Here is an 18,826-nt window from a genome sequence, read left to right on the forward strand (position 1 = left end):
CCGAATATCACTAAGGCAAAGGATTACAGACAGGTCGCGAGTGCCGCCAAACGGCGTTTAGCCGGCATCGTGTCCTCGGCCGCGTAGTACGTCACGCTGGAGCCTGCGCCAGCGACGCGCACGTCGACAAAGTAATCGCCGCCGGTGGTGTAGACGGTAAACCCACCCGCCTCAAGCGGCTCCTTGAAGCCCCCGGCGTCCACGCCGAATACCGCTTCGTCCTGCCAGCCGAACTGAATACATTGGGCAACCACCAGCGTGGCCTTGTCCGACGCCAGGGTCTTGTAGGGCTGACCTGCGCGCGCGTCTTTCATCTTCGAGCCCGCGCAACCGGACAGTGCCGCCACTACCAATGTGCCAATTACCAGCTTGTGCATGCCATCGCCTCCTTGTAAAAAATGCGACTCTACCATTAGCCAGCGACACCCAAGGATTATTCAGTCACCCTGTCGCCGACTTGCAACCTCGCTTCTACCTGGAAACCCGATGACCCCCAACGCCGAGCGCTACAACCCTTCCACCGACTACGCCGACAAGCTGGTCAGTCGCATCGGCCAGACACCTGCGTGGATCGCCAAGCGTATCGGTGTCACGGACAAGCGCATTCGCTACATTCTCGATGGCGAGCGCACCGTCAAGGGTGAGAGCACGCCGATCCAGATGACCTACACCGAGCAGTTCGCTCTGGAATGCCTGGCGGCCGAAGCCAAGGCCAGGAAGAAGCCGGTACCGGCCGCCGAATGAATTTAGTTTCACTGTGAAGGGAGCGCACACTGCCTATAGTCAGCAGGCTCATTTTTAAGAAATCTCCCTTCTGCCCGCTCTCCCGCGGGCTTTTTTTTGCTGCTGATTCAGCGCCACCAGCGAAACAGATAGAACAACGCCATGCTGAGCAGCACGGTGATCAGGACGCTGCGCGTCCAGTACATCAATGCCACGGCGCAAATACCGGCCAGCAAGTAAGGGTTGGCCGGGCTCAGGTTGAGCGTGTGATCCGCGAGGAAAATAATCGGCCCGCAAATCGCCGTGAGCATGCCCGGCACTGCAAACCCGAGAAACTCGCGCGCACCGCGGTTGAGGCGCACCGGCAGGCGTGGCTCGATAAACAGGTAACGGTTGAGAAACACCGCCAGGCCCATGGCCACGATCATGATGTAGATCATTTCAGCCCGACTCCCAGTCGTTTGCAGGCAAACCCTGCGCTCATCCCCAGCACACCGGACACCACCACCGCCGATTCCCAGTGCAGGTAACTCAACCATACCGAGCACAGCAAGGACACTGCGACGCACACCACGGTAGGCACGTCGCGCACGACGGGGGTGATTAACGCGATAAACGTCGCGGCGATGGAAAACTCCAGCCCCAATTGATCAAGGCCGGGAATGCTTTTGCCAAGCACGATGCCGGCCAGGGTGAAGAGGTTCCAGATGATATAGAACGTCAGGCCGACGCCCAGGGCATACCAGCGGTTGAAGGTCTCACGGTCATAGTGGTTGACCAGGGCGAAGAACTCATCGGTCAGCAGAAATCCCAGGCTCATGCGCCAGCGGGTATTGAGCGATGAGAGTGTCGGGCGCATGTGCATGCCGTAGAGCAAGTGCTGGGAAGTCAGCAGCAAGGTGGTCAGCACAATCGAAATCAGGCTGGCGCCACCCTTGACCATACCGATAGCCACCAACTGGGCCGCACCGGCGAACACAATGGCGGACAAGCCCTGAGCCTGCAGCGGGGTAAATTGCGCATCAATGGCCATCGAGCCGGCCAGCAGCCCCCAAGGTGCACAGGCCAGGGAGAGCGGAATAACGGCAATGGCGCCGCGTCCGAACGCGTAGTGAGGTAAGGCTGTAGGCATGGAGACGGCTCATCGACAGACAGTCGACAAGCATGCCAGCGTCATGCGCGGCCTGTCTTGAACGATCGTGCTCAGGCGAGCCTTACCAGGACCTGTTCAACCGAGTCGCGCGCTTCGCGCAGCTCATGGGCATCCTGATTAAGCCGGTGAATGGTATTGAGCAACCGTTGGCGCAGCACTTCATCACCGAGCTTTTCAACGGCGCGCATCAGGTCAAACGCGGCGGTTTCGTTGTTATCCGCGACGGCGTCGAGGGTCTTGCGCAGGTTGCGAGTGGCACGGGTCACGCGGGTTCTTCCTTCATCAGCAATGGGCAGGCACTTTAGGACATTCGTGTTTCAGTTTAATTTCAGTCACTTGTGGTTGATTTGGCGGCGTTTGATCCACGTCAAACGAATTCAGGATTTGACCTACATATATGGACATCCGTATATTCGAATAAACATATGCATGAAGACCATGAGCATGTCTGACCTCCTCTCCCCGCCCACCCTGTTCAAATGCCTGGCCGATGCTACCCGCGCACGCTTGACGTTATTGATCCTGCGCGAGGGCGAACTTTGCGTGTGCGAACTGATCCATGCTCTGGACGACAGTCAACCAAAAATCTCCCGCCACCTGGCGCAACTGCGCAGTTGTGGGTTGTTGCAGGACCGTCGCCAGGGCCAATGGGTCTATTACCGCATTAATCCAGCACTGCCCGCCTGGGTGACACAGGTGCTGGAGACTACTTTGCAAGCCAACCAGCCATGGTTGCAAAACGACGCGCTGCGTCTTGATGCAATGGGCGACAGACCACAACGGGCCAGCAGTTGCTGCTGAGCCATCGGAGCGTTTACTCATGCTTGTCGCAATTGCGATTTTTATCTTCACCATCGTACTGGTCATCTGGCAGCCCAAGGGCCTTGGGGTGGGTTGGAGTGCAACAATGGGGGCAGTCCTGGCCCTGGCCTGTGGGGTCATCAGCCTGGCTGACATTCCGGTGGTGTGGCACATCATCTGGAACGCCACCGGCACGTTTGTTGCGCTGATCATCATCAGCCTGTTACTCGATGAGGCCGGTTTTTTTGCCTGGACCGCGCTGCATGTGGCGCGTTGGGGCCGTGGGCGTGGTCGACGGCTGTTCGCCTACATGGTGCTGCTCGGCGCACTGGTCTCGGCACTCTTTGCCAACGACGGCGCGGCGCTGATCCTGACCCCCATCGTGATGTCGATGCTGCTGGCGCTGCGCTTTTCCCCGGCGGCGACCCTCGCATTCGTCATGGGCGCCGGGTTTATCGCCGACACGGCGAGCTTGCCGTTGGTGGTATCAAACCTGGTGAACATCGTTTCGGCCGATTACTTCAAGATCGGTTTCAATGAATATGCCGCCGTCATGGTGCCGGTGAACCTCGTCAGTGTGGCTGCCACCCTGGCGGTGCTGCTGTGGTTTTTCCGCCGCGACATTCCTCAGGTCTACGACCCGGCCGACCTCGAAGAACCGGCCAGTGCCATCCACGACCGCGCGACCTTTCGCGCCGGCTGGTGGGTACTGGGTATTTTGCTGATCGGCTGTTTCGCCCTGGAACCGCTGGGCATTCCCATCAGTGCGATTTCCGCCGTGTGCGCCGTATTACTGCTGGTCATCGCCGCCAAAGGCCACAAGATTTCCACGCGCAAAGTGCTCAAAGACGCGCCGTGGCAGATCGTGGTGTTTTCGCTGGGCATGTACCTGGTGGTCTACGGCCTGCGCAACGCCGGCCTGACCACCTACCTGGCGACCTGGCTCGACACCTTCGCCACTTACGGCGTGTGGGGCGCGGCCATGGGCACCGGTGTGCTGACGGCGCTGTTGTCATCGGCGATGAACAACCTGCCCACGGTATTGATCGGCGCGCTGTCCATCGAGTCCAGCCATGCGGTCGGCGTGATCAAGGACGCGATGATCTACGCCAACGTAATCGGCAGTGACCTGGGCCCGAAAATCACCCCCATCGGCAGCCTGGCCACCTTGCTGTGGCTGCATATCCTGGCGCGCAAAGGCATCACCATCACCTGGGGTTATTACTTCAAGGTCGGCATTGTGCTGACCTTGCCGGTGCTGTTGATCACCCTCGCCGCCCTCGCTTTGCGCCTGAGTATCTGAAGGAGATACCGAAATGAAAGTCCTGTTCATGTGTACTGCGAACAGTTGTCGCAGCATTCTCTCCGAAGCGGTATTCAATCACTTGGCGCCACCCGGCTTCGAGGCGATCAGCTCCGGCAGCTTCCCCAAAGGCCAGGTCCTGCCGCGCAGCCTGAGCGTATTGCAGGCGGCGGGCATCAGCACCGAAGGGTTGTACAGCAAGGGCAACGATGCCTTTGAAGGCAGCCCGCCGGACGTGGTCATTACCGTCTGCGACAAGGCTGCCGGAGAGGCATGCCCGGTGTATTTCGGGCCGGCACTGAAGGCGCACTGGGGCTTGGAAGACCCGTCCGATGTTGAGGGCGATGATCAACGTCTCAACGCTGCGTTCAGCGCAACGATGGACATCATCGCCACCCGCTGCCAGGCGTTTTTCGCGCTGCCGTTTGCCCGCCTGGGCCCGGTGGAACTGAAGGCTGAGCTCGACCGCATCGCGCGGTTGTAGGCGGAGAACCTGATGACGACGCTGCCTAACCTCGACACACGCTTGTCAACACCCCTGCATACCGGGCCGACTCACCCGCCGCGCATCCTGCTGCTTTACGGCTCTACCCGGCCGCGTTCGTTCAGCCGTTTGCTGGTGGAGGAAGCTGCGCGCCTGTTAAGCCACTTCGGTGCCGACACACGGATTTTCAACCCGTCGGGGCTGCCTCTGCCGGATGATGCCCCTAACGACCATCCCAAAGTCCAGGAGCTGTTGGACCTGATGCAATGGTCCGAAGGCCAGGTCTGGTGCTCCCCCGAGCGTCATGGCTCGATGTCGGCAGTGTTCAAGGCGCAACTTGACTGGGTGCCGCTGGCGTTGGGTGCCGTACGGCCGACCCAGGGCAAGACCTTGGCGGTGATGCAAGTGTCAGGCGGCTCGCAATCCTTCAACACCGTCAATCAACTGCGTGTGCTGGGGCGTTGGATGCGCATGTTCACTATTCCCAATCAATCCTCGGTGCCCAAAGCATTCATGGAGTTCGACGACCAGGACCGCATGAAACCCTCGGCGCTTTACGACCGCGTCGTCGATGTGATGGAAGAGCTGGTGAAGTTCACGCTGTTACTGCGCGATCGCCCGGACCTGGTAGACCGTTACTCAGAGCGTAAGGAAAGCGCTGACGAACTGTCGCAGCGCGTCAACCAACGGTCGATTTGATCGGCCCCGCCAGCGTATGCTCAAGCCCACCTCTTTACGAGCTGAATGATGAGCGCTATTCAACACGCCTGGCTGGGCAACTACGAAGTCAGCAGCACCACCTGCACCGGGCTGACCTTTGCCCGTCACAGCCATGATGAATGCGTGATCGGCGTCAACCTCATCGGTGAGGAAAAGGTCTGGCTCGATCGCCGCGAGTTCGAGGCCGGGCCGGGCACCATCACTTTGTACAACCCGGGTCAGATCCAGGGCGGCGGCGCGGCTGAGGGAGCGCCCTGGCATTTTGTCAGCCTGTATGTGACTGCCGACCAACTGGCAACTGACCTGGGGCTGTCGCACCTGGAGTTTGATCGCTCGCTCTGCTTTCAACCTGACTTGGCGCAACGCGTGGCGGCGGCCGTGAAAGGCGCCTTGAGCGGCGATGCATGGGTCCGCGAAGCCCATGAGGAAGCCCTGGTTTTACACTTGGGAGACGTGGTCGGCGTCAGCGGCGTACGCCTGCCCGGCAGCCCCCGCACCGGCAACCGCATGATCGGTCGCGCGCAGGAATTGCTCGCCGCGCAACTGCAGCAATCACTGCCCCTGGACGAGCTGGGCAATGAATTGGGGCTGTCGAAATTCCATCTGTTGCGTGCCTTTCAGAAAGAAACCGGGCTTAGCCCCAGGCAGTGGGCCATGCAACTGCGAACGTGCCGCGCCAAAGGACTGTTGCGCAACGGTGTCTCGGCCAGTGATGTCGCCCACGGCCTGGGCTTTGCCGACCAGAGCCACCTGAATCGACACTTCCGCGCCGCCTATGGCATCACCCCTGGCCGCTATCAAAGCGTGTTGAAACGCTGAACAGCGCAATCTGGTTCAAGACGCCCTGCCCGACCATCACCACACTGCTCGCCTCTTTTGAAGGAACGCGGGCATGTTGACGATCTTTTTTTACGCGCTGGTATTCGGCTTTGTGTTTTGCCTTTCGCCGGGCGCGGTGCTGGCTGAGACATTGCGCCGTGGCTTGCTCCACGGCTTCATACCGGCCCTGCTGGTGCAGATCGGCTCACTGGTGGGCGACGCGGTGTGGGCGGTGATTGGCCTCACCGGCATCGCCCTGCTGATTCAACATGACGCGGTGCGCGTGCCACTGACCATCGTGTGCGCGCTGTACCTGGCGTGGCTGGGCGTGCGCAGCCTGATCGATGCCTGGCATTTGCCCGCACCCAGCCACGCACCCGCCAGTTCCGGGTGCAACGCACTGGCAGTGGGTGCGGCCATTTCCCTGGCTAACCCGAAGAACATTATTTACTGGGGCGCACTGGGCAGCGCCTTGTCCGGCATCGTCGGCACCACGCCCAGCCACGGGCAAACCCTGATGTTTTTTGCCGGCTTCATGTTGGCGTCGGTGTTGTCATGTTTTCTGATCGCCGCGCTGGTCAATTTGTTACGCCAGAACGCATCACCGTTCTGGCAGCGCGTCAGTTATGGCGCATGTGGCTTGGTATTGATCTATCTGGCCGCTCTGGCGGCACACGGACTATGAAAGTTATATAGGTTGTAACTTCAAGGTGCGGCTTAACTGAATGAACTCTGAACACCGGATAATTTAATTAATCATGCGTTGACATTTTGTAACCGTCTGAGTAGATTGCCCCTGCCCACAACTGGGGCCTTTTTTAAACCTCACAAAAGAAGCCAATGGACACAGTATCTAGTCGCTGTCCGAGCACCGCATCAGCGGGCATCGGGCGCCAAACCCAGAATATGACAGGACTCGCCTTCCAGGTCCGGTAAGCTGCGCTAGAGCTTGATGCTCCACCGTAACTGCCTCACCGGTCGTCCGTCCGGTCCCGAGGTGTGTTATGACCTTCCAACTCATTGCTTTACCTGATGTGCGTACACTGGCCGCAGCCTTGCGCGCCAAGCTGTGCCGCGAGCCCGTCGGTTTTTCGCCGACCCGCTCGGCCTTTGCTGCACCCTCTCCCCAAGTGCGCCCGGCTCCTCCGCTGGCGCACTGGCGTGTCTGCCCTGCCAGCGGCCAATTGCTGCAGCAATGGGATCACGCCGACCCTCAAGACCCACAGAGACCGATGGTTTCCAGACTGACACACGCCGGCCTGATGCTCGGACTTTACGTGAGCACTCGCGCCGCTTAAGCCGGCTGGAAACAGTAACTTCCCAATTCATGTTCTGGAGTTCTTTATGAACACGTCCAGTAGTAGCCCGCTGCGCGTTAGTTAATTAACGCGCGTGTGGCGGGCACACTAGAAGTTAAGTAGTCACCCTATTTAAACCGATCGCGAAGTCCGCGGCTCGGCATGCTTTCGCTCGCCTGTATTCAGGTAAGTACCGGGTATGTTTTGTCGAGAATTGGCGACAGGAGTACAGACAATGAGCGCCGTAAAAAACACGCCTCTGCACAAGAAAAATGGCACCGCCGCCGACACCAAACTGTCGATGCGTGCCGCCCGTGAAGCCCAGAACGGCCTGTCGGCCACCCTTGCCAATGTGCGCGCCACCCAGGATGGTTTAACCGAACTGGATGCCTCGGCGCGTCTGCAACGCGAAGGCTACAACGAAGTGGCCCATGACAAGCCGCCTCACGCCATCGTCCAATTCCTGCAGGCACTGAACAACCCGTTCATCTACGTCCTGCTGACCTTGGGCGGCATCAGCTTTGTCACCGACTACTGGTTGCCGCTGCAGGCCGGTGAAGAAGTCGACCTGACCAAAGTCATCATCATCATGACCATGGTCTTGCTCAGCAGCCTGCTGCGTTTCTGGCAGGAGCACCGCTCGGCCAAATCCGCCGAAGCCCTCAAAGCCATGGTGCGCACCACGGCCACGGTGCTGCGTCGTGAGCAGGTCGGTGCCCAGCCGACCCTGCGTGAAGTACCGATGCGCGACCTCGTAGCGGGCGACATCGTGCAGCTTTCCGCCGGCGACATGATCCCGGCCGACATCCGCCTGATCGAGTCCCGCGACCTGTTTATCAGCCAGGCCGTGCTGACCGGCGAAGCGTTGCCGGTCGAGAAGTACGACACCCTCGGCGACGTCACGCAGAAATCCGCAATACCGGCAGCCGCCGACCAAGGCAACCTGCTGGACCTGCCGAACATCTGCTTCATGGGCACCAACGTCGTCAGTGGCCGCGCCAAGGCCGTGGTGGTCGCCACCGGGCCACGCACCTACTTTGGCTCCCTGGCCAAAGCGATCGTCGGCTCACGGGTGCAAACCGCGTTTGATCGTGGGGTAAACAGCGTCAGCTGGCTGCTGATCCGTTTCATGCTGGTGATGGTGCCGATCGTGTTTTTCCTCAACGGTTTCTCCAAAGGCGACTGGGGCGATGCGTTCTTGTTTGCACTGGCGGTCGCCGTTGGCCTGACACCTGAAATGCTGCCGATGATCGTCAGCGCCAACCTGGCCAAAGGCGCCAACGCCATGGCCAAGCGCAAAGTCGTGGTCAAGCGCCTCAACGCGATTCAGAACTTCGGCTCAATGGACGTGCTGTGCACCGACAAGACCGGCACCCTGACCCAGGACAAAATCATCCTTGAGCATCACGTCAACGCCTTTGGCCAACGTGATGATGCGGTGCTGTCCCTGGCCTGGCTGAACAGCTTTCACCAGAGCGGTATGAAAAACCTGATGGATCAGGCCGTGGTGCAGTTCTCGGCACAGAACCCGAAGTTCCAGGTGCCGTTTGCCTACAGCAAAGTCGATGAACTGCCGTTCGACTTTGTACGCCGTCGCCTGTCGATCGTGGTCAAGGATGCCGCCGGCGACCAGTTGCTGGTGTGCAAGGGCGCGGTGGAAGAGATGCTGAGCATTTCCACACACGTCATGGAAGGTGGCGATGCCGTACCGCTGGATGAGCGCCGCCGTGAAGCGTTGCTGACGCTGGCGAACGACTACAACGAGGATGGTTTCCGTGTGCTGGTCGTCGCCACCCGCAACATCCCGAAAGCATTGGCTCGCCAGCAGTACACCACGACCGATGAGCGCAACCTGGTGATCCAGGGCTTCCTGACGTTCCTTGATCCACCCAAAGAAACCGCAGGCCCGGCGATTGCCGCGCTGCAACAAATCGGCGTAGCGGTGAAGGTGCTGACCGGCGACAACGCAGTGGTCACCAGCAAGATCTGCCGCCAAGTCGGCCTTGAGCCCGGCCAGCCGCTGCTGGGCGTAGAAATCGAAGCGATGGATGACGCAACCCTGTTGCGCCGCGTGGAAGAACGCACGGTGTTTGCCAAGCTCACGCCACTGCAGAAATCCCGGGTACTCAAAGCGTTGCAAGCCAACGGCCACACCGTGGGTTTCCTCGGCGACGGCATTAACGATGCACCGGCGCTGCGCGATGCCGATGTGGGCATTTCGGTGGACAGCGGCACGGATATCGCCAAGGAATCGGCCGACATCATCCTGTTGGAAAAGAGCCTGATGGTGCTGGAAGAAGGCGTGCTCAAGGGCCGCGAAACCTTCGGCAATATCATGAAGTACCTGAACATGACGGCCAGCTCGAACTTCGGCAACGTGTTCTCGGTGCTGGTCGCCAGTGCGTTTATCCCGTTCATGCCGATGCTGGCGATCCATCTGCTGCTGCAAAACCTGATGTACGACATCTCCCAGCTGGCCTTGCCGTGGGACAAGATGGACAAGGAATACCTGGCCAAACCGCGTAAGTGGGATGCGAAAAACATCGGCCGTTTCATGATCTGGATCGGGCCGACCTCGTCGATCTTCGACATCACCACCTTTGCGCTGATGTGGTACGTGTTCTCCGCCAACAGCGTGGAAATGCAGACCCTGTTCCAGTCCGGCTGGTTTATCGAGGGGCTGCTGTCGCAAACCCTGGTCGTGCACATGCTGCGGACCCGCAAGATCCCGTTCTTCCAGAGCACCGCCGCGTGGCCGGTGTTGATGATGACCGCCATCGTCATTTGCCTGGGGATCTATGTGCCGTTCTCGCCCCTGGGCACCCTGGTGGGCCTGGAGCCGCTGCCGCTGGCGTACTTCCCATGGCTGGTCGGCACGCTGTTCGCCTACTGCTGCGTCGCCCAACTGATGAAGACGATCTACATCCGCCGCTTCAAGCAGTGGTACTGATCACCCCCGCCGTTTAAACGGTGGCGGTCGCCCGGCCGCCACCGTGCAACACAAGGACACTCACGATGCGCGTCTTGATCTGTGCAGGTCGTCATTACGCCGACACCAAAAAGTCCCGCCAAGTGCTGGACGCTTACCACCGCCTGCGCCCCGTGCAGGTATTGATTCACGGCGGCAACCAATTCCTGGGCAGCGACATCGAGGAATGGGCGCGGGAACTCGGCATCGACGTGGTGCGCTACCCGCCCAATTGGCAACGCCATGGCAAGCAGGCGGAACGCCAGCGCAACCATTTCATGCTCGTCGACAGCCGGCCCGACGTGATCATCGCCCTACCGGGTGGTGACGACACTTCGGAGTTGGTCTGCCAGGCCAAATCCAGCGGCATTTCGGTGCTGACCGTAGAAAGCTGAATTCAAGCGAGGTGCATCATGCACAAAAAACATACCCCTCAACACTCGGACGGGTTTGCCAAATATCGCGCGCGTCATTACCGCGGAGCCCGCCATACCCTGCTGCTGTTGCCACCGGCCAAGCGCCGCGCACTGCTACGTAACCTGATCTTCATCGGCACAACCCTGGGCCTGGTTTTGCTCGCTGCGTTGTTCTCCAAGGCCCAGGCGGCCGGCGGCGCCTATGTGGTCGACGACGGCGCGGTGAACGCGCCGGGCGAATGCAATGTTGACGCCTGGTACACCGCCGATCGCCACCAGGGCAACAACCATGGCCAAACCCTGAACCCGGCCTGCACGTTCAGCGCACTCCCCTCTGTGCAATGGAGCGCCGCACTGTCGCGCGCCAGCAACGCAGGCGATGCCGAGACCCAGGTCAGCCCGCAAGTGAAGGCGCAGGTGTGGTCTCAAGATGCGTTGGGGCTGCAGGTAGCCGTGTCGGCCACCAGCCATTTTGCGCTGGACCGCCACCATGCGTTCGACGGTGCGGACTTGAATGTGCCGTTGACCTGGCAACCCGTATCAGCGCTGCGCCTGAACCTCAACGGTGGCTGGACACATGCCTACAACGGCGGCGAGCAACACCATCGGCTGACGTGGGGCACCGGCTTCGAGTATGAGCTGGCGGATGCGCTGACGCTGATTGGTGAGCGCTATGGCCAGGAAGGCGGCGACCAGGCCTGGCAGGCCGGGCCGCGCTTCCATGTTGGCAAAATGGTCGACGTGGATGTGGTCGTCGGGCAAAGCCTCAGCGGGGACCGCAATCAGTGGTTGACCACAGGCGCGACCATGCGCTTCTAAGGGTTGGCCTGCTGCTCCAGGTGCAATTGCAACTGTGGGTCAAGTTGCAACTGCGCCGCCAGTTCGTCCAGGTAGGCGCGCTCCGCAGCCTGCTGATCATTGACCAGCATCACGCTGGCCAGGTAGATCTCCGACGCCAGCGCCGGGTCGTGGGCATACTCGGCAAAATCGGCTGCACTCAGGGGTTTGGCGACTTCGGCGTCGAGCCACTGTTGCAACTGCGGGTCGTCGGTATGGCGGCCGATCTCGGCGGAAATCATCTGTTGTTCCTGATCGTCGATCTCGCCGTCCGCCTTGGCGGCAGCGATCAGCGCACGTAACAGCGCATGGCTGTGGGCCTCGGCTTCCGGGCCTTGCAGTTGGTCGACCGTCTGGAAGGCTTGCTGCGGAGCGCTTGCCTGTTGGCGCTGCCACGCCTGGTATGCCTGAAAAGCCGCCATTCCCAACGATGCCAGCGCTGCATAGTTCATCCCGCCGCCACGCGCTTGCGTCGTGCCGCTGGCGGGGGCACCGCCCAACAAACCGCCAAGCCCGCCGAGCAAGCCCCCCAGACCACCGCTGGCCGGGGCATTGCCGGTGTTGTTACCTTTCAACAAACCACCCAGCAGACCGCCCAGGCCGCCTGAGGAGGTGCCGCCTGACTGCCCGGCGCGGAGCAGTTGTTCGAGTAGATCGCTGGTGTTCATCGTGTTGCTCTCCCGGAGCACAGTAGTAGCGTTCATCAACCATAGACCGCTCCCGCAGGAACACCATGACCGCCCGGCGGGCACGCTTTATCATGGCGTGATCCCGCCAAGAGAGCACACACGTGAACCGCATCGAGCACATTGCGTTGATGGCCACCTACAACCAGTGGATGAACCGCAAGCTGTATGACGCCGCGAGCACACTGACCGACGCGCAGTTGGCGGCGGACCGGCACGCATTTTTCGGTTCGATCCTGGGCACGCTGAATCACCTCGCATTAGGCGATACGGTCTGGCTCAAGCGGTTTGCCCAGCACCCGGCAGGCTTTGCGGCGTTGGCGCCGCTCAGTAGCGTGGCCATGCCTGGGGATTTGAAGCAGGTCGCCTTCGGCACGTTGCGCGAACTGTCGGACCGTCGCGCCTGGCTGGACCAACTGATCATTGATTGGGCACACAGCCTTCGCGAGCCTGAGCTGGATCATCGCCTGCACTACCACAACATGCGCGGTATGCCGGCGGACAAACCGTTCTTCAGCTTGCTCGTGCATTTTTTCAATCACCAGACGCACCACCGGGGCCAGGCAACAACGCTGCTGACCCAGGCGGGTGTGGATGTTGGTGATACGGACCTGCTGGCACTGATTGACTGATTTCAGCCGGCGCTGAACGCGGCGTAGGCCTGCATCAAGCGTGGAAAGTCTTGCGGCTCGGGCAACTGCGCAAAGCTTTCAACGGCTGGCGTGGCCGCCCAAGGCAGTTTTTCACAGGTCCAGGTTTCCATAAACGGCACATAGTCGCGGGCGTTATCCAGTAAGGTCGCCCGCACGTTGACGAACTCGTCGATGCCATGCGGGCGTGTAAACAGCCAACTCATACAATGCGGGCAGCAATAGTGACGGTCTACACCGTGCAGGCCGCCGATAACCGGGCAGCCCTGGGTGACGGTAAAGCCGGCCGCCGGAATCAGGGCGCTGAGGGAGAACGCGCTGGAGGTCATTTTCTGGCAACCGCTGCAATGGCACGCCATGGTGATCACGGGTGGCAGGCTGACGCTGAAACGCACCCGGTTACAGCGGCAACTGCCTTCCAGCGGCAGGTTTTCGACGCTCATCATTCATTCCTTTTTTATGTTTTTTGGCCTGACAGGGTAACGTGAACACGCGTAAGGGCAAAACCGAACGCTGCGCCGTACGTGGGGTCGTAACTATACGGCGCCGGGGTTCATTGCCCGGCCCCGCTTGCGCGTAGCCGCTGCTTTTGGGATGCGCGCTCCCCCATAAGAAGGAGACGCTTACATGGTCACTCACTTCAAGGTCGCCGGGCATCTAGCCTGCGGCCACCACGGCACCGACCTCCCTTCCAGCACCGAGCTGAACCGAGTCAAATGCCGCACCTGCCGTAATACCGACGCCTACAAAGAAGCCCGTCGTACCCAGCGCAACGCCGCCCGCCGCACCGCGCGCAAAGCCAAGACCTCTACGGCCATTGACTGGCGCAGTGCCTGGACGCAACGCCTGACCGACCTGCCCGGGTTGCAGCGTCTGCCACGCGGGTTCAGCGGGCAGCCATTTGTTTGATTGCTCGACTTATTCAGGTGTTGAAAAGATGTTCAACAGGTTCCCCTCAGGATCCTGAAGCAGCGCGGACGTATTGCCCCATGGCATGTTCGTCATAGGCATCACCACTGCCGCGCTGCCGACCTGAAGCACCAGCGCCGCCACATCAGCCACGTGAAACTCCAGGATCGCCGAACGATTGCTGGCGGCGACGGCCAGCCCGTTGTTATGCAGGCGGATCAAGCGTTCGTCGCTTATCGCCAGGACGACACCCTCGAAGTGAAACTCAGCGAACCCCGGTGCAAGGTGCCGGGCCTCGATGCTTGAGAGTTTTTGATAGAACTGGACGAGGGCGTCAAACTGCGCGGTAACCAGACGTACAGATGCAAATTTCATGGCCGGACCTGTGTTTAAAGTGAGCACTCACTCTAAATGAGCCGCCTACCGGTTTTTGACAGGAGTGTTTCGCGAGGTGGGAAAAACCTCGCCATAGCGCCGGGTTCCCTGTGTAGATCACTGATCTGACAAGCTTTTTCAGCTTTGCATGAGTGCAACAAACGCAGCTTTCAACCTTGCATCCAAGCGCTTGGGTCTATATATTCCCAACCCTGCTGCACCGCGCTACCGCCCGAATGGCGAAACTGGTAGACGCATGGGACTTAAAATCCCCCGCTCGTAAGGGCGTCCCGGTTCGATTCCGGGTTCGGGCACCATCCTTTGTTCTACTGACGGCCATAAATGTCCGTAGAGCCGTCTAAAACTCGCTCTCTAGCGAGTTTTTTCGTTTATAACAATCCGTCAGCTTCCAAGCGATTCCAGCGATTTCAAGGGTAATATTTTGGGTGCAGGTCAGTTCCGTAACTGGTAGTACCCTTATGTCGCGCACTAAAACTCCACTTTTCTGATGCAGCTTGTCGCACTGCCAAACCTCGAGACCGCGCCTATCAACTCTTCGATGGTGAAGGTCTCTATCTCTTAGTGCAGGCCAACTGTTGGAAAGGTTGGCGCATGCGATACGTCAAACCCGATGGCAAGGTGGTCCTAACCTCTTTCGGCAATTGAACTGTGATCAGCCAATGGATGCGCGGACCAAATGGTTAGAGGTCAAAAAGCTCCTGGCGCAATTGACCCGTACAAAACAAGCCGTCGTTATAGCGACTGGGTCGCCGTTGATGTGTTGCCACGCAGTGGGCGATGCTTGTATGTATTCAATGCGGTTTTTTCGCATTGCCAGCTACCCGCTAATGCTTTGAGAATATCCGTGTGCCTTATAGCTAGGCGGACTGAAAAAGACTAAAACCCGCCTCAAAAAAACTAACTCACTGTCAATTCTAACAGTAGAAATTATAAGATTTCCGGCGGATTCTGGATATCAACATCAAATCAAAAGCAGGATTAAAATGGCAAAGATACGTATAAGGCTTACAGTGCATATTGGGCAGGGCTATTTGTATTAGCGCCTGGAGTTGACAGTGATTGCGCCATAACAGCTTATGGCCTGGCCATAAATTAAGAGAACTTTGAAAACCACAACCACAAGTTTCAGCATTTGATCAAACCAATGAGGCACTATCATGAAATGGCCAATAGAGATCCACAACGACGATGAGTTTCAAGCTTTTATTTCGAAGAAAACGCTTCCAGTTATACTATTTTTCTTTAACGGAGCATGTGACTTCGACGGAAATGACACCTACGTAATAGATATTATCAATGCAGCCTACAATGGAAAAGCCATATATCTGTGTGTAACCGAAAACAATCTTGACCCCGCCACAATTGAATTATTCAAGAAGTACTCAATCAACAAACTACCCTCTTACGCTTTTGCTATCCCCCACCGTCCAAATGAGGTGTTCACGCTCGAGAAACCTGACTGCTTTGAACTTGGCGATTATTTAACAAGATTCTTAAGTTTTGATTATGGAACGAACTCATAATAAATGATAATGCTACCAAGCTTTACGGTTTCGCTACGTTGTGTCACCTTTTCATCGAGACCTAAAGATCGCCCGCTTGATCGGACGTACGTCGTAAATCGAGAAGTTTCGAGCCGCTGGCAACATCAGAGAACTGTTGCCAGCGATTTGATCCGAGCATTGTCAGTGGCTCAAAAAAGCAGACGTGTAGTGCTAAGGGAAAGTCTGAAGTACCCACCGGGTTTTGATGTCCTCGCTGCCCGAGGTTCAAAAAATACTGAATCGGTAAAGAACGTATACCATTGCTGCCATTCCACTCGCCCCATACAAGCCAATTGCTCAACGCCCTGCCGTTGCTCCGAAAGCACCTCCACCGCCCCCCAAAAGTTAATTCTATTACAAACCAATAAGGCGGCAGAGTTCGTGTGAATGATGCTAAAACTCTTTAGTGCAACCGTCATAACCACACCACCTTGCAACTTACCCTTTAATTTTTTTCAGCCTCTGGTTGACGCGCTTTACTTCAAAAGCCGTGGGTTCGAAGTCATCTCTGTGCCACTCCAACATATTTTCGTATTTTGGGTGGCTAGGGAATGCCATCACCTCAAGGTAATCGAATTACCCTGGCCAACCGCCAATATCCTCTGGTGGGCAGGCATTGGCATCTTAGACACAATATTGCAATTGAGAGCATGCCGCAGCAGGCAGTCTCTTTTCGACTTTAATACGGCGTTCTGAATCGCCCGAGCCACTTTAGAGATTCTCCGGAGGGCCAACTCAAAATGCTTTTGGGGCATCGAAACCTCCAACACCTCAATATTCGGACATACGACACCTCGTAAAATTGCTCATGAAACGGCTAGATGTACCAGTTTTTTTGCCATGAACCTGCGTGATTCCAAACATGCCGAGTGCCTTCAGGAAAGGATATGTTTAGTGATAAAATCCCAAACGCGAAAAATAAAAACATTAAAATTCAAAAAGTCACAGATTTTTCCAATCCAGATTTTCCACCATAAATATCAAGGGCTTGCATGATGAACTTCATGCAGGTCCTTATCTTTTCCGCTGCGCAAATCCACCCCCGCTTCGTAGCGCTTCCTCGGCGTCCTGCCGACTGAACACCCATTCCTCGCGGCGCTGGAATGATCCTGAATGACGGGTCACGGTCGCGCTTACTGGTCCAGCGCTGGCAATCATCTCGCGGCGCATGCCGATTGAATTGCGTGGGCGCGCTGACAGTCGGCAAATTCCCTCCTTGATACGTTCTTTTCAAAATTCTTACAAAATCTGTAACGCACCGCGTTGAACTAACTCTAGGTCTACAACACTGACTGACCTTTAGGAAATCCCATGCTCTCAACACGCTATTCCCGTTTTCTTCGCCAGTCGTTTGAAGTCGAATTCATGCGCTGGGTGCTGGTCTTGATATTTCTAATGTTTGGCTACACAAAATGGTTTGATTACGAAGCCCAGGCATTGGTCCCGCTGATCAGTAACAGCCCCCTCCTCGCCTGGATGTACGGCGTGTTTGGCACTCAGGGTGCAAGTTATGCGCTAGGCGCAGCTGAATGGACTATCGGTCCGGGCCTGGCTGTCGGTGCGTGGTCGCCACGGATCGCGCTGATTGCCGCCGCCGCGTCCGCGCTGACCTATCTGACAACCGCCAGCCTGCTGCTGACCACGCCGGGCGGCTGGGAGGCGTCGGCGGGTGGTTTTCCCGCCATGGGCGGCGCCAGCTCTTTTCTGATCAAGGACCTGGTGTTGCTGGCCGGTTCGTTGGTGCTGCTCAAGAACGCGGCGCAACAACTGAAAGCCTGCACCCAATAGCCTGACGCCACACAGGCCGTCGTGAATGAATTGAGACCGCGCCTGGCCACGATTGTCTAAGCTCACAGCGACTGAGGGCTAAGCCATGTGCGGAAGACTTTCACAGTATCGGGGCATTCATGACTTCGTTGCCGCGCTCAGCATGCCCAATGCACTAGCGAACAACGCCGGTGAGCAACCGATCGAGCGTTACAACGTGGCCCCGACCAACCAGGTAGCCCTGCTGCACGTCCAGGGCGAACGGCTGTTGGCCGATCCGGTGCGGTGGGGATGGCGGCCACATTGGGCAAGGGATCGCGTCACGCCAATCAATGCACGCGTCGAAAAAGTTGCCCACAGTGCGTTTTTCCGGGCGATCTGGCCGCACCGGGCAATCACGCCGATCGACAATTGGTTTGAGTGGGTCGATGAAGGTGGGCCGAAGAAACAGCCATACCTGATCCGCAGGCGCGACGGTGCGCCGGTCCTGTGTGCGTCCATTGGCCAACTGCCGGATGCCGATGAAGGTCCGGGCGAACATGACGGCTTTGTGATTATCACCGCCGACAGCGCTGGCGGGATGGTCGACATTCACGACCGCCGGCCGGTGGTGCTCACGCCGGAACTCGCGCGCGAATGGCTGGACCCGGCCACGTCAAAGGCGCGCGCCGAGCAGATGGCGTTGCACCAGGGTGAGCCCTCCACGGCTTTCGAGTGGTTCAAGGTTGACCCCGCCGTGGGCAACGTGCGCAAACAAGGGCCGGAACTGATCCGGCCAATCAGCCGGCGATAGCCTGAAGCACGCCTGGCAAGTCTGATCGGTCTTAGACCATTAACCGCAGGCGTCTACGTGCAAGCCAATGCCCGTCTGTTTGGCCATCATGGTCAACATCAATTCCGCCGCCGCCGGGTCTCCCTGATGCAGTTTATGGAATAACGCTTCCATCAGGGCAACCGTCAGAAAGTCCGCATTGGCCGGCGAATGCTCAACAAAAACCAGTCCTTGGGAAGCAAATTCACTGTTTGCGCTCGCCTCTACGCCGGCAATCAAGTCCATCGTCTGCTCAACCAACTCGTCGACACAGGACGCCAGCTTATCCGACAGATAAATAGACTCACTTTCAGTAAATTGCTGCTCCATCGTTAAGCCTCCTATTCACACCCAAGAGCCTGCGCGTTGCCCAGCCAAATGGCCGCGCCTCGAACCCTGCGGCACGCATCCTGATCGCGAGCCCGCATGTTGTCGATAGTGGGGTTTCCGGTTTTTTCGAACTCGCGCCTGACGGGCGTACCAGGGTGGTTGAGCGCCTCCAGCCCCTCGCTAGGTAATTCACGGGGTACAGGCTTCGCCT

At 58.3% G+C, this 18,826-nt stretch carries 24 protein-coding genes, 1 tRNA gene and 1 pseudogene; 18 read left to right on the plus strand and 8 right to left on the minus strand.

Annotation, left to right across the window (positions count from 1 at the left end; genetic code table 11):
* Positions 1–23 precede the first annotated feature (23 nt).
* A complete protein-coding gene (locus JFT85_RS02380) occupies positions 24–377 on the minus strand; it encodes a hypothetical protein (protein ID WP_201229084.1) in 354 nt (117 codons plus the stop codon).
* Positions 378–486: 109 nt separating this feature from the next.
* Between JFT85_RS02380 and JFT85_RS02385 the strand changes: the two genes are divergently transcribed.
* Positions 487–744: a hypothetical protein gene (locus JFT85_RS02385; RefSeq protein WP_053255943.1), complete on the plus strand. Its 258-nt coding sequence runs from the start codon at positions 487–489 to the stop codon at positions 742–744.
* 107 nt (positions 745–851) lie between these two features.
* On the opposite strand, the gene JFT85_RS02390 is transcribed toward JFT85_RS02385, so the two are convergent.
* The 3 genes from JFT85_RS02390 to JFT85_RS02400 all read right to left on the minus strand — a co-directional run bounded on the left by JFT85_RS02390 (position 852) and on the right by JFT85_RS02400 (position 2,142).
* On the minus strand, positions 852–1,163 hold the full coding sequence (locus tag JFT85_RS02390) for an AzlD domain-containing protein (RefSeq protein WP_053255942.1): 312 nt from the start codon (positions 1,161–1,163) through the stop codon (positions 852–854).
* Positions 1,160–1,855, minus strand: a complete 696-nt coding sequence (locus tag JFT85_RS02395) for an AzlC family ABC transporter permease (protein WP_053255941.1) — start codon at positions 1,853–1,855, stop codon at positions 1,160–1,162. Before JFT85_RS02395 ends, JFT85_RS02390 begins: the two co-directional genes overlap by 4 nt.
* A 71-nt stretch (positions 1,856–1,926) precedes the next feature.
* Complete coding sequence (locus JFT85_RS02400) at positions 1,927–2,142, minus strand: hypothetical protein (protein ID WP_053255940.1); 216 nt, start codon at positions 2,140–2,142, stop codon at positions 1,927–1,929.
* A gap of 178 nt (positions 2,143–2,320) precedes the next feature.
* Between JFT85_RS02400 and JFT85_RS02405 the strand changes: the two genes are divergently transcribed.
* The 10 genes from JFT85_RS02405 to JFT85_RS02450 all read left to right on the plus strand — a co-directional run bounded on the left by JFT85_RS02405 (position 2,321) and on the right by JFT85_RS02450 (position 11,504).
* Positions 2,321–2,677 carry a metalloregulator ArsR/SmtB family transcription factor gene (locus JFT85_RS02405; protein ID WP_053255939.1) on the plus strand — a complete coding sequence of 119 codons (357 nt, stop codon included), beginning with the start codon at positions 2,321–2,323 and terminating at the stop codon, positions 2,675–2,677.
* Between the two features lie 19 nt (positions 2,678–2,696).
* Complete coding sequence (locus JFT85_RS02410) at positions 2,697–3,980, plus strand: arsenic transporter (RefSeq protein WP_053255938.1); 1,284 nt, start codon at positions 2,697–2,699, stop codon at positions 3,978–3,980.
* A 13-nt stretch (positions 3,981–3,993) separates the two neighbouring features.
* A complete protein-coding gene (locus tag JFT85_RS02415; protein WP_053255937.1) occupies positions 3,994–4,464 on the plus strand; it encodes an arsenate reductase ArsC in 471 nt (156 codons plus the stop codon).
* A gap of 9 nt (positions 4,465–4,473) precedes the next feature.
* Positions 4,474–5,163: an arsenical resistance protein ArsH gene (gene arsH, locus JFT85_RS02420; RefSeq protein ID WP_371850835.1), complete on the plus strand. Its 690-nt coding sequence runs from the start codon at positions 4,474–4,476 to the stop codon at positions 5,161–5,163.
* 48 nt (positions 5,164–5,211) lie between these two features.
* Positions 5,212–6,003, plus strand: a complete 792-nt coding sequence (locus JFT85_RS02425; RefSeq protein WP_069551888.1) for an AraC family transcriptional regulator — start codon at positions 5,212–5,214, stop codon at positions 6,001–6,003.
* 73 nt (positions 6,004–6,076) lie between these two features.
* On the plus strand, positions 6,077–6,688 hold the full coding sequence (locus tag JFT85_RS02430) for a LysE family transporter (RefSeq protein ID WP_069551889.1): 612 nt from the start codon (positions 6,077–6,079) through the stop codon (positions 6,686–6,688).
* Between the two features lie 319 nt (positions 6,689–7,007).
* A complete protein-coding gene (locus JFT85_RS02435; protein ID WP_083272188.1) occupies positions 7,008–7,301 on the plus strand; it encodes a hypothetical protein in 294 nt (97 codons plus the stop codon).
* 235 nt (positions 7,302–7,536) lie between these two features.
* Complete coding sequence (gene mgtA / locus JFT85_RS02440; RefSeq protein WP_201229086.1) at positions 7,537–10,251, plus strand: magnesium-translocating P-type ATPase; 2,715 nt, start codon at positions 7,537–7,539, stop codon at positions 10,249–10,251.
* Between the two features lie 65 nt (positions 10,252–10,316).
* Positions 10,317–10,664: a DUF2493 domain-containing protein gene (locus JFT85_RS02445; protein ID WP_201229088.1), complete on the plus strand. Its 348-nt coding sequence runs from the start codon at positions 10,317–10,319 to the stop codon at positions 10,662–10,664.
* Between the two features lie 18 nt (positions 10,665–10,682).
* Positions 10,683–11,504, plus strand: a complete 822-nt coding sequence (locus JFT85_RS02450) for a hypothetical protein (protein ID WP_201229090.1) — start codon at positions 10,683–10,685, stop codon at positions 11,502–11,504.
* Here JFT85_RS02450 and JFT85_RS02455 read toward each other — a convergent pair.
* Positions 11,501–12,190 carry a DUF533 domain-containing protein gene (locus JFT85_RS02455; protein WP_201229092.1) on the minus strand — a complete coding sequence of 230 codons (690 nt, stop codon included), beginning with the start codon at positions 12,188–12,190 and terminating at the stop codon, positions 11,501–11,503. The two genes, JFT85_RS02450 and JFT85_RS02455, sit on opposite strands and share 4 nt — an antisense overlap.
* A gap of 122 nt (positions 12,191–12,312) precedes the next feature.
* Here JFT85_RS02455 and JFT85_RS02460 point away from each other — a divergent pair, with 122 nt between their 5' ends.
* Positions 12,313–12,840, plus strand: a complete 528-nt coding sequence (locus JFT85_RS02460; protein WP_073637443.1) for a DinB family protein — start codon at positions 12,313–12,315, stop codon at positions 12,838–12,840.
* A 2-nt stretch (positions 12,841–12,842) separates the two neighbouring features.
* On the opposite strand, the gene JFT85_RS02465 is transcribed toward JFT85_RS02460, so the two are convergent.
* The gene (locus JFT85_RS02465) at positions 12,843–13,301 is read right to left on the minus strand and encodes a GFA family protein (RefSeq protein ID WP_053255929.1); all 459 of its coding nucleotides are present in this window, start codon (positions 13,299–13,301) and stop codon (positions 12,843–12,845) included.
* Positions 13,302–13,485: 184 nt separating this feature from the next.
* Between JFT85_RS02465 and JFT85_RS02470 the strand changes: the two genes are divergently transcribed.
* Complete coding sequence (locus JFT85_RS02470) at positions 13,486–13,767, plus strand: hypothetical protein (RefSeq protein WP_053255928.1); 282 nt, start codon at positions 13,486–13,488, stop codon at positions 13,765–13,767.
* Between the two features lie 9 nt (positions 13,768–13,776).
* Here JFT85_RS02470 and JFT85_RS02475 read toward each other — a convergent pair whose 3' ends face one another.
* Complete coding sequence (locus tag JFT85_RS02475; protein WP_073637441.1) at positions 13,777–14,142, minus strand: glyoxalase; 366 nt, start codon at positions 14,140–14,142, stop codon at positions 13,777–13,779.
* Positions 14,143–14,372: 230 nt separating this feature from the next.
* On the opposite strand from JFT85_RS02475, the gene JFT85_RS02480 reads away from it, so the two are divergent.
* From JFT85_RS02480 to JFT85_RS02495, 5 genes and pseudogenes are all read left to right on the plus strand, one after another.
* Positions 14,373–14,459: transfer RNA gene (locus tag JFT85_RS02480), tRNA-Leu, on the plus strand.
* A 162-nt stretch (positions 14,460–14,621) separates the two neighbouring features.
* Positions 14,622–14,867 (plus strand): annotated as a pseudogene (locus JFT85_RS28390) (integrase arm-type DNA-binding domain-containing protein); the annotation flags it as partial.
* A gap of 453 nt (positions 14,868–15,320) precedes the next feature.
* Positions 15,321–15,686 (plus strand): hypothetical protein, encoded by a 366-nt coding sequence (locus tag JFT85_RS02485; RefSeq protein WP_201229094.1) that lies wholly within the window; start codon positions 15,321–15,323, stop codon positions 15,684–15,686.
* A gap of 1,332 nt (positions 15,687–17,018) precedes the next feature.
* Positions 17,019–17,495, plus strand: coding sequence for a YkgB family protein (locus JFT85_RS02490; protein ID WP_201229096.1), 477 nt, complete (start codon positions 17,019–17,021; stop codon positions 17,493–17,495).
* Between the two features lie 85 nt (positions 17,496–17,580).
* Positions 17,581–18,267 (plus strand): SOS response-associated peptidase family protein, encoded by a 687-nt coding sequence (locus JFT85_RS02495; RefSeq protein WP_169875467.1) that lies wholly within the window; start codon positions 17,581–17,583, stop codon positions 18,265–18,267.
* A gap of 39 nt (positions 18,268–18,306) precedes the next feature.
* Here JFT85_RS02495 and JFT85_RS02500 read toward each other — a convergent pair whose 3' ends face one another.
* Positions 18,307–18,615 carry a hypothetical protein gene (locus tag JFT85_RS02500; protein WP_169875468.1) on the minus strand — a complete coding sequence of 103 codons (309 nt, stop codon included), beginning with the start codon at positions 18,613–18,615 and terminating at the stop codon, positions 18,307–18,309.
* Between the last annotated feature and the right edge of the window lie 211 nt (positions 18,616–18,826).

The sequence above is a fragment of the Pseudomonas sp. TH04 genome (genome assembly GCF_016651355.1).
Classification (GTDB): Bacteria; Pseudomonadota; Gammaproteobacteria; order Pseudomonadales; family Pseudomonadaceae; genus Aquipseudomonas; species Aquipseudomonas fluorescens.